Source organism: Faecalibacterium sp. An121 (assembly GCF_002160915.1).
GTDB classification, from domain to species: Bacteria; Bacillota; Clostridia; order Oscillospirales; family Ruminococcaceae; genus Faecalibacterium; species Faecalibacterium avium.
The window spans coordinates 1-9635 of sequence record NZ_NFLM01000036.1 but is presented as its reverse complement, the minus strand read 5'-3'; the positions used below and the strand labels follow the sequence as shown (position 1 = coordinate 9635).

The following is a 9635-nucleotide window of genomic DNA, read 5'->3' as shown; positions in this document are numbered from 1 at the left end:
AAAAGATAGAGACCCAAAACAGGTTCAAAGGAAGGTCCTTTCCTTTGTGTGCCTATCATAACATACCCCCCCCGGTGTCAAGACCCAATTTCAAAATTTCCCATTTTTTCTTTATTTTCCTTAGTTCGTATACTCTAACTTTGGGGCAGGGGACTTGGAGGCAAAGAAAAAGCGCCCCGCTTTCGCAGGGCGCTTTCGGGCGCAAAAAACTCCCCCGCCGGGTCTAGGGACGGAGGAGCCTTTTGTAAGGAGGAAAATCAGAAGGGAGTTCTGTATTCCGGAAATTGGACCTGTAAACCTGTTTTGGTAGGTTCGCAAAATTAGTTGTTGGGCACCTGTTCGCCCAGGGTGGCCTCGACGGTCATCATCTGGCCGTCTCTGGCAATGGTGATGGAGATGGTGTCTCCTGCGGCGTGCTGGTCGATGACCGCGCTCACGTCATCGCGGGAGGCGATCTCCGCGCCGTCGATGCTGACGATGCGGTCACCCGGCTCCAGTCCGGCGGCAGCAGCTCCGGACCCGGCGCTGACCTCCACGATGTAGATGCCATAGGTGGATACGCCCAGCTGTTGGGCCGTGGCCTCGTCGGTGACGGCCACATAGGTGATGCCCAGATAGGGCCGTCCGCTGACATAGCCGTTCTCCAGCAGATCCTGCGCCACATCGATGGCGTCATTGATGGGGATGGCAAAGCCGAGGCCCTCGGCGCCCGAGGCGTCCGACTTGGCGTTGACGATGCCGATCAGCTCACCGGCCATATTGAACAGGCCGCCGCCCGAGTTGCCCGGGCTGATGCTGGCGCTGGTCTGGATCAGGGACAAATTGAGGATGGAACCGTTGTTGTTCTCGATCGAGACATCCCGGTTCAGGGCGCTGACGATACCGTTGGTGACGGTGCCGCTGAGGTTGCCCAGGGGGTTGCCCACGGCCACCACTTCTTCGCCCACGGCCAGGGCGTTGCTGTCGCCCACAACGGCGGGGGTCAGGCCGGTGGCGTCGATCTTGAGCACGGCCACATCGCTTGCGGTATCCGAGCCCACCACCGAAGCGGTGTAATCGGTGTCGCCCACCGTGACGGTGATGTTGGAAGCCCCGTCCACAACGTGGGCGCAGGTGAGGATGTAGCCGTCATCGCTGATGATGACGCCGCTGCCGGCGCCCGACTCGATCTGGCGCTGGCCGAACCAGGACCAGTTGGAGTAGACCACCGCCTCGGTGGTGATGGGCACCACGCTGGGGGTGACCAGGGCCGCCACCTGTGCGGTGGTCAGATCGTCGCCGCCGGTGGAGGTGGAAGACGCCAGAGCGTTGGTAAGCTGCTCGGTGCGGTCGGATGCCTGGATGACCAGTTTGTTGTGGTCACCCACCATACTGCCCACATAACCGCCGGCAAACCCGACGGCCGCTGCCAGCACCAGGGCCAGCACGCTGCGCAGGATCGAACCGGCCCGGACGCGGCGGCGGCGCTTCTTGGGCATCTCGCCGGGGTCCTGTACCGGATGCATCTCAGGGGAACGGGGCGGCTGTGCGCCGCCTCCGGCTTCATATTGGTTGGCGGTGTTGCTCCCGCTGCTGCCTACGTTTGCATAGCCGCTGCCGCCATTGCCACTGCCGGAAGAGTTGTAGAGGGAGGAATAATCGTATTCCCATTTGTTCTCATTATCCATACTCGTATCATTTCCTTTCATGGAGGACGGAAGGGGGTGGGGTCTTGACCTTTCCCCTTCGGCTGATTATAGTTTAACCTGAAATTGTGAAAACCGCTTCATGCCGCCGTGAAGAAAATGTGAAATCCGGTCGTTTGGCGCCGGTGCAGAATCAAAGAGGCAAAAAGGAACGTTTTTATGAAACTTGTTCAGACAGAGGAGGGCTTTGCCCTCTACAAGGAAAAGACCCTGACGGGCCGCTGCGCCTTCCGGCAGGAAGGGGACTGCACCTGCCTTTCGCTCCTGTGGATCGATCCGGCCTGGCGCCGCCGGGGCTATGGCTCCTACCTGCTGCGGCAGGTGCTGCACCGCCTGGGCGGCTACGCCGCAGACACCGCCAGCTGTTTTGCCGCGCCGCTGCCGCAGGAGGCGGGGGAGGAGGCCTTCTGGGCCAAGTTCGGCTTTCAGCCCGAGGCGGGACGGCTGGTGCGCCGGCGCAAACCCGACCTGACCGCCGTCCGGCTGGCCCAGGAGTTCCTGGCCGCCCGCCTGCAAAGCCCCCGGCTGCTGGTGGACGCCACCTGCGGCAACGGCGGGGATACCGCCTTTTTGTGCCGCCTGGCCGGGGAGGAAGGGCAGGTGCTTGCCTTCGATATCCAGCCCGCGGCCCTGAAGGCCACCGCCGCCCGCCTGGAACGGGAGGGGATCCCGGCCCGGCGCTGCCGGCTGGTGCTGGACAGCCACGCAAACCTTCTGCACTACCTCCAGCCCGGTTCCGCCGACGGGGTGATGTTCAATTTCGGGTGGCTGCCCGGCGCCGACCACACCGTCCACAGCAGCGCCGGCACCAGCATCCCCGCGCTGGAGGCGGCCCTCCAGGCGCTGCGCCCCGGCGGCGTCCTCTCCGCGGTGCTGTACAGCGGCGCGGTGATCGGGGACACCGAAAAGCAGGCGGTCCTCTCCTGGCTGCACACGCTGCCCCTGGAGCGGTACACGGTATTGACCTGCAGCTTTGCCAACTGGGCCGCCAGCGCGCCCCTGCCCTGTTTTGTGCTGAAAAAATAGCCCAAAACTGCGCTTTTCCTCTTGCGCGCTGGGCCGTTTTGGCGTAATATAGAATATGTGTGTCATGGATAGATCAGAAGGAATCATCAGGAGACCAGACCCATGTAAAGCAGAACGGAAGCCATCGTATGCATCATTCCTTTCCCGATAGAAAGACAGAGGTACTATGACAAATCGTGAAGAAATCGAACGCCGCCGCACGTTCGCCATCATCAGCCACCCCGACGCGGGCAAAACCACCCTCACCGAAAAACTGCTGCTGTACGGGGGAGCCATCAACCAGGCCGGCTCGGTCAAGGGCAAGCAGAGCGCCCGCCATGCCGTCTCGGACTGGATGGACATTGAAAAGCAGCGCGGCATCTCGGTGACCTCCTCGGTGCTGCAGTTCGACTATGCAGGCAAGTGCGTCAACATCCTGGATACCCCCGGCCACCAGGACTTTTCGGAGGACACCTACCGCACCCTGATGGCCGCCGACTCGGCCGTCATGGTGATCGACGCCGCCAAGGGCGTGGAGGCCCAGACCATCAAGCTGTTCAAGGTGTGCACCCTGCGGCATATCCCGATCTTCACCTTCATCAACAAGATGGACCGGGAGGCCCGGGACCCCTTTGAGCTGATGGAGAACATCGAGGAGATCCTGGGCATCAAGACCTATCCCATGAACTGGCCCATCGGCTGCGGCAAAGACTTCAAGGGCGTGTTCGACCGGATGAGCCGCAGGGTCCTGGCCTTTGAAGGAGACGGCCGCGCCAACGGCGTACGCAAGGTGGACGAGATCGCCCTGGAGCTGGGCGACCCCGGCCTGGACGAGCGTCTGACCCCCTACCTGCACCGGCAGCTGGTGGACGAGATCGAGCTGCTGGACGGCGCCGCCGAGGAATTCGACCTGGAACGGGTGCTGAAAGGGGAGCTGAGCCCGGTGTTCTTTGGCTCGGCCCTCACCAACTTCGGCGTCGAACCCTTCCTGCAGGAGTTCCTCCGCCTGACCCCCACCCCGCTGGCCCGTCTGGACAGCCTGACCGGCCAGCCGGTGGACCCCTGCCGGGAGGAGTTCTCGGGCTTCATCTTCAAGATCCAGGCCAACATGAACAAGGCCCACCGGGACCGCATCGCCTTTATGCGGATCTGCTCGGGCAAGTTCGAGCGGGGGATGGAGGCCTTCCACGTCCAGGAGGGCAAGAACATCAAGCTGGCCACCGGCACCCAGCTGATGGCCCAGGACCGGGCCATCGTGGACGAGGCCTACGCCGGGGACATCATCGGCCTGTTCGACCCGGGCATCTTCTCCATCGGCGACACCTTGTGCACCGGCAAAAAGAAGGTGCAGTTCGCGGGCATCCCCACCTTTGCCCCCGAGCACTTCGCCCGCATCGAGCAGAAGGACACCATGAAGCGCAAGCAGTTCGTGAAGGGGATGGAGCAGATCGCCCAGGAGGGCGCCATCCAGATCTTCCGCGAAGTGGGCGGCGGCATGGAAGAAGTGGTGGTGGGCGTCGTGGGCGTGCTGCAGCTGGAAGTGCTGGAGTACCGCCTGAACACCGAGTACAACGTGGAGATCCGGATGCAGCACCTGCCCTTCGAGCAGATCCGCTGGATCCAGAACGACCCCGACAGCTACACCCTGCGCGGGCTGGACCTGACCAGCGACACCAAAGCGGTGGAGGATATGCGGGGCAACCGTCTGCTGCTGTTCACCTCCGAGTGGGCCGTGCGCTGGGCCACCGACCACAACCCCGATCTGAAATTGAGCGAATTCGGCAACCTGGAGTTCTGATCCCCCTTTGCCAAACGCAAACAACAAGGCCCCCGCTTTTCCGGCAGGAAAGCGGGGGCCTTGCTTTGGGTATGTGCGGGAGGTATTTGAGAGGTTTTCGTTACTGCGCCTTGTACCAGCTGCCGGACGCGGTATATTGGCCGGGAGTCACAGCCACAGGAGCACTGGAATCATCTGGCTGATAGTACAAAGTGCCATCTGCACTGCGGCTGTATTTGGAGAAGAACTCATTCCAAATCGAAACACTCTCCTCTTGGAGATAAACGTGAGGCGTATCCTTGACCTCTGTGAATTTAACCAGAGGCACACCGGCATCATTGGCAAATGTCTTAGTGACAAAAGCGCCATCATAGGCGGTGCTGTCTGCCACTGCTGCCTCGTTGGTCCGGTTTTGCTGGTTCCATGCCTGGAGAGAAGTAACCGTAGCGCCGCCCGCTACCAGTTCGGGGTCGCCGGCACTGTCATATTCTCCCAGGAAAGACCAGGTGGGCAACAGCACATTGGAGTCCATCGCTTCCATAGGGGCGCTCATATAGCCTACCGGTGCGATCGCCGCAAAGCGACTGGCAAAGCGGGAACCCAAAGCCCAAGTCATCAGACTGCCATTGGAGTGTCCGGTCGCATAAATCCGGCTGGCGTCGATGTTGTAATCGTTCTCCATCCGGTCCAGCAGGGTATCAATGAAGTCGAGGTCAGCATCAGGGTCAGTATCTTCACCCGCCAGGGCACTGAACTGTCCAGCCAGCCACATGGCTGTCGGGATATTCCCCATGGCGTCTGCTGGACGAACCAGCCCTTGTGCAAAGACCACAATAAACCCATTTTCCTCTGCCACATCATACCAGCGGGATTCCTCCGCAATGGCATACATGGAAGCAGTATAACCGTGCATCACCAGCACCAGAGGCATTGCAGTTTCTCCTGTATAGCTGGAAGGTACATACGTCATCCAACGGCGGACTTCACCATTGATATTCTCCTGATGGATCGAGAAGCCAGGCTGGCTGTAATCCTGAGCCTTGGCCACCCGTCCGGGCAGCTGCATGGCCATAAACCGTTTGTACTGACCAGAGAACTGATTCCAGATGGCAGAAGGGGACTGCCGCTGTTCGCTGATCCACACCTCAGAAGCAGAGCCTTCCCGGCCGGTGGTATAAACCGCTTCCGCCACCTCGTTGCCCTCGGCAGGGACCGCCTGATTGGCGCGCAGGTAATAATCCAAAACAGCCTGGTTGCTCTCCCCGGTATCCGAGTGGATAAACCAGACCGGGGTATCCACCGTCTTGGCCGCAATGGCCTCCTCGGTCACGCCTTCTGTGGAGTCGCCCGGGAAAGGCAGGACATATGCCTCTCCCAGAGTTTCCAAGGATGCCGCGGGCACGCCGGTCGCATCCACTGCACAGATCGAGCTAAAATCGCTGGCCCAGCGGCCGCCGAACAACAGAGCAGCTGCGCCGCCCTCCTCATAACCCACCAGAGCGGTGTGGGATTTATCCATCGAGAAAGCCGCGGGCAGGGTCAGGCTCTTGCTGCGCATGGTCTGATACAGCTGGTTCAACAATGCGGCGTCATCCCGGCCGTCAGGGCTGAGGGTCAGGTTCCAGGTACCGCCATTTTCCGGCTCGATAAACACCAGGCCGATCTTATTACGGTCCGCTACCGCACGCCATTGCAGACCAGTAACTGAATGGGAGAACGCTTTTGCTGTGGTGTGGTCCGGGGTCATAACAATCACAGCCGGAGCCCAAGGGTCCATACCGTCGGGCAGGTAATAGGTGGCTATACCCGATGTATTCTCGTCCACTGTAATGGGCACATTGTGGAACAAACCTACGTTGACATTCACATAAGGGTCGGCAGCGTCATATTCGCTCGTTTGGCCGCCGATCAATCCTGCGGATGCCGCCCAACGGGCAATGGGCGCATACCAGTCGGATGCGCTGAGGGTAGCTTGGGCATTCTCTTCTGCTGTGACAGCATAGGCTGAAACCACTGTACTGGCCATCAGCCCCGCTGCCAGAGCGATAGAGACAGCTTTTTTCCATGTACGTCTCATCCTTGTTTCTGACCTCCTTCGATCTGACAGTTTTCCGGGACAAGCAGTGGGGCGGAAATCGCCTCATCTTGTCTGCTTTCCCAAAATTTAAAACGAATATGCTATTTTATTACCACATTTTTCAAAATTTGTAAACAGAATAACCACATTTTCGTCCAAACAAATATACTAGAATTCCAATTTTTGTGCAACATTCAGCCCGTTCTTTTATCATTTCTGGCAGACCGATAAAATGCAGTTGGAACGGGTCATCCAGTTCCCGGACCAAGAAGACAAACAACAAGGCCCCCGCTTTTCCGGCAGGAAAGCGGGGGCCTTTTGGCGCGTCTTAAAAACCTTGGTTTATTCTTTTTCAAAGCGGCTGTTGAACTGGTCCAGCGCCAGAGCGATGACCACGCCGGCGGCCATGCAGACGAGATTGGGCACCAGAGCTGTGGCAAAGCTGCCAAAGGGGATGATGACCAAAGTGGCCGCGATCACGATGCCGATGATGGCATGGAAGGCGCAGGAATAGAACCGGGTGAACAGGGTGTCCACCGCCTTGGCCAGGCAGATGATGGTCACAAGGCCGCCCAGGCCGCCGGGAAGCAGCACCGACAGATCCAGATGGCCCAGACCCTCCACAAAGGGGGTGTAGAGGCCCAGGGGCATCAGCAGGGTGGAAAAGCTCATGCCCGGGGCGATGATGCTGAGGGCCACGCAGAAGCCGCAGAACAGATACCAGCCAAAGCTGGGTGCAATGGCCACCGAGAGGGCGTCCAGCCCGGTCAGCAGCCCCAGCACCAGGGCAAAAGCCGCCGCCATGGCCACATAGGAGCCACGGGTGCGGCCTTGTTCGCCCGCTTCCCGGAACAGAGAGGGCAGCATCCCGCCGATCAGGCCCACAAACAGGCAGACCGACTGGTCCGGGTAAGCCTCGAGGAAAAAGGCCAGCAAGTTGGCCACGCCCAAAAAGCCGATGGCCGCCCCCAAAATGACCGGCAGCAGCCGGGGCAGGTGGGTGCGCCAGTTCCGCAGGGGATTGGACAGCAGCTCCATCACCGGTTTATAGATGCCAAACACCACGCATAACACGCCGCCCGAGATCCCGGGCAGCACAGCGCCCAGCCCGATCAGCGCGCCCTGCAGCACACGCAGGGCCCAGCCGACGGCCCTTGCCGGGCGGTTCAATGCAACTTCTTCACCATCACGCATAGAAAGTTCCTTTCTGAGCAAGGCCCCACCGCAGGGGCGCAGTTGTTCTTTTCCACTATCATAACCGTACCGCAGCTATTATAGCACAACTTTGCCCGGCGTAAAGTGAATTTTTTGTTGCAGAGCCGTCCCGCCGCACAAAAGCGGCGCACACAAAACAATGCGGGGGCCGGCTTTGCAGCCGACCCCCGCAGAGGGACCCTATCTTTCGTGACGCAAAAGTTCTTTTGTTTTGGTGCGATCAACAACAGAAGGAATATTGGTTCTATTCCTCTTTGCCGCCACATCGGATGGGTGTTTTACCCGAGCGTGCAGGTGGTCTCTGGCACCTGCTCGCCCCTTATATCATCTCCCAGTATGGTGCCCCGGGGGTGTTATAAGTAAGATTGATTAGACGTTAGCTGCTTCGGTAGCAGTCTGGGTCACAACGATAGCAACAACCCAAGTGCTCACATTGCTGTCATCAGGAGCAGTGACTTTCACAGCGCTGATATCTGCAGTGTACTCACAATCCAGGCCAGAAGTAGAAATCGTGGTAGGGAAGAAATCTGCACTATTCATAGTAGCAGGTGCCCAATAATTAACAACCAACTGAACCGCAGCGTCCTGAGCCAGTTTACCAGAAACTTCATACACCCAGTTTACGGTCTTAGTGCCCTTTTGAGCAGTAGTCTTCAAACTGCCGTATCCACTCATGTCATTGTCAAGCTTCATTTCATCTTTCAGCTTGGCAGACAAATCCCAAACACCATATTCATCGGTCGAGGAATTGCCAATCGTAGGACAAATATAGACATCCGCGCCCTTAGCAATTTCTTTGCTTGTATAAGCCGAAGAATCCTTGGCCACCTTCTGCAAAGCAGCTGTCAGTTCAGAACTATTCTCAAATTCAAAAACGTTCTTCTGCTTGTCGCTCAGCAGGCTATTAGCGTAATCTGCCACGCTAGCAGCCACAACCTGATTCTCCTCGCCGTTGTTTTCGCCGCTGTTGGCAGAGCCTTCACAGCCAGCCAGCATGCTGACAGCCATGACGCCGGCCAGCATCAGGGAAGCAATTTTCTTGAGCTTCATAATGAATTTTTCCTCCTATATGAGTGTAGAAAAGATAAGACTCGAAACAGGTTCCAAATGTGGTCCCATCTTTTTATTCAGTCGCATTCTATTCTTTGGAATTTAAGAATGTTCGATTATGCACCAGCATTGCTGACTTCAGTAGCAGTCTGAGTCACAACGATACCAACAATCCAAGCACTATTTTTATCAGTGTCAGGGGCAGTGACCTTCACAGCACTAATCTCGGCAGTATAATCACATTTCAAAGTACCACTAGTCGCTGCGCAAGTAGCAGGGAAAAAGTCTCGACTATAAACGCCATCAACAAAACGCTTGACGATCAACTGCACAGCAGAAGCCTCTGTCAGTTTCCCAGAAAGTGCATAGAAATAGCCATAAGCCTGAGTACCTTTCTTGGTAGCAGTCATCACTTGGTTAGTATTAACCACATCAAGATCCAAATCGTCTTTCAAGTCACTCTGAATCTTATCTTCATATGCAACAGTAGTGACAGGCGATTCATATGCATTCTTGATATCTTCGCTGCCATACTTGGTCGAATCGCCAGCAATTTTCTGCAGAGCAGCCGTCAAATCAGCGCTGTTTTTGAACTCAAAAACATTCTTCTGAGCAGTAGTCAGCAGGCTATTAGCGTAATCTGCCACGCTAGCAGCCACAACCTGATTCTCCTCGCCGTTATTTTCGCCGCTGTTGGCAGAGCCTTCGCAGCCAGCCAGCATGCTGACAGCCATAACGCCGGCCAGCATCAGGGAAGCAATTTTCTTGAGCTTCATAATGAATTTTTCCTCCTTATGGTGTATAAAAGATAGAGACCCAAAACAGG

The 9635-nt window shown here is 57.6% G+C and carries 7 protein-coding genes; 2 read left to right on the top strand and 5 right to left on the bottom strand.

Features of this window, described 5'->3' with window-relative positions:
- Window positions 1-320: 320 nt before the first annotated feature.
- Entirely contained in the window at window positions 321-1667 is a 1347-nt protein-coding gene (locus B5E66_RS12300) for a S1C family serine protease (RefSeq protein ID WP_087233654.1), read from the bottom strand.
- A gap of 177 nt (window positions 1668-1844) precedes the next feature.
- Between B5E66_RS12300 and B5E66_RS12295 the strand changes: the two genes are divergently transcribed.
- Window positions 1845-2711: a GNAT family N-acetyltransferase gene (locus B5E66_RS12295; protein ID WP_087233652.1), complete on the top strand. Its 867-nt coding sequence runs from the start codon at window positions 1845-1847 to the stop codon at window positions 2709-2711.
- A 166-nt stretch (window positions 2712-2877) separates the two neighbouring features.
- Window positions 2878-4488 carry a peptide chain release factor 3 gene (locus tag B5E66_RS12290; RefSeq protein ID WP_087233649.1) on the top strand — a complete coding sequence of 537 codons (1611 nt, stop codon included), beginning with the start codon at window positions 2878-2880 and terminating at the stop codon, window positions 4486-4488.
- Window positions 4489-4588: 100 nt separating this feature from the next.
- Here B5E66_RS12290 and B5E66_RS12285 read toward each other — a convergent pair whose 3' ends face one another.
- The 4 genes from B5E66_RS12285 to B5E66_RS12270 all read right to left on the bottom strand — a co-directional run bounded on the left by B5E66_RS12285 (window position 4589) and on the right by B5E66_RS12270 (window position 9585).
- Entirely contained in the window at window positions 4589-6544 is a 1956-nt protein-coding gene (locus B5E66_RS12285) for an alpha/beta hydrolase family esterase (protein ID WP_242958198.1), read from the bottom strand.
- A gap of 342 nt (window positions 6545-6886) precedes the next feature.
- Complete coding sequence (locus tag B5E66_RS12280) at window positions 6887-7738, bottom strand: DUF368 domain-containing protein (RefSeq protein ID WP_087233646.1); 852 nt, start codon at window positions 7736-7738, stop codon at window positions 6887-6889.
- Window positions 7739-8128: 390 nt separating this feature from the next.
- Entirely contained in the window at window positions 8129-8809 is a 681-nt protein-coding gene (locus B5E66_RS12275) for a hypothetical protein (RefSeq protein WP_087233643.1), read from the bottom strand.
- Window positions 8810-8925: 116 nt separating this feature from the next.
- Window positions 8926-9585 (bottom strand): hypothetical protein, encoded by a 660-nt coding sequence (locus tag B5E66_RS12270; protein WP_087233640.1) that lies wholly within the window; start codon window positions 9583-9585, stop codon window positions 8926-8928.
- Window positions 9586-9635: the final 50 nt, after the last annotated feature.

Bases quoted from the DNA above. Each gene is read 5' to 3' on its own strand.
- B5E66_RS12275 (WP_087233643.1), bottom strand. From the start codon at position 8,809: ATGAAGCTCAAGAAAATTGCTTCCCTGATGCTGGCCGGCGTCATGGCT.
- B5E66_RS12300 (WP_087233654.1), bottom strand. From the start codon at position 1,667: ATGGATAATGAGAACAAATGGGAATACGATTATTCCTCCCTCTACAAC.
- B5E66_RS12295 (WP_087233652.1), top strand. From the start codon at position 1,845: ATGAAACTTGTTCAGACAGAGGAGGGCTTTGCCCTCTACAAGGAAAAG.
- B5E66_RS12285 (WP_242958198.1), bottom strand. From the start codon at position 6,544: ATGAGACGTACATGGAAAAAAGCTGTCTCTATCGCTCTGGCAGCGGGG.
- B5E66_RS12270 (WP_087233640.1), bottom strand. From the start codon at position 9,585: ATGAAGCTCAAGAAAATTGCTTCCCTGATGCTGGCCGGCGTTATGGCT.
- B5E66_RS12280 (WP_087233646.1), bottom strand. From the start codon at position 7,738: ATGCGTGATGGTGAAGAAGTTGCATTGAACCGCCCGGCAAGGGCCGTC.
- B5E66_RS12290 (WP_087233649.1), top strand. From the start codon at position 2,878: ATGACAAATCGTGAAGAAATCGAACGCCGCCGCACGTTCGCCATCATC.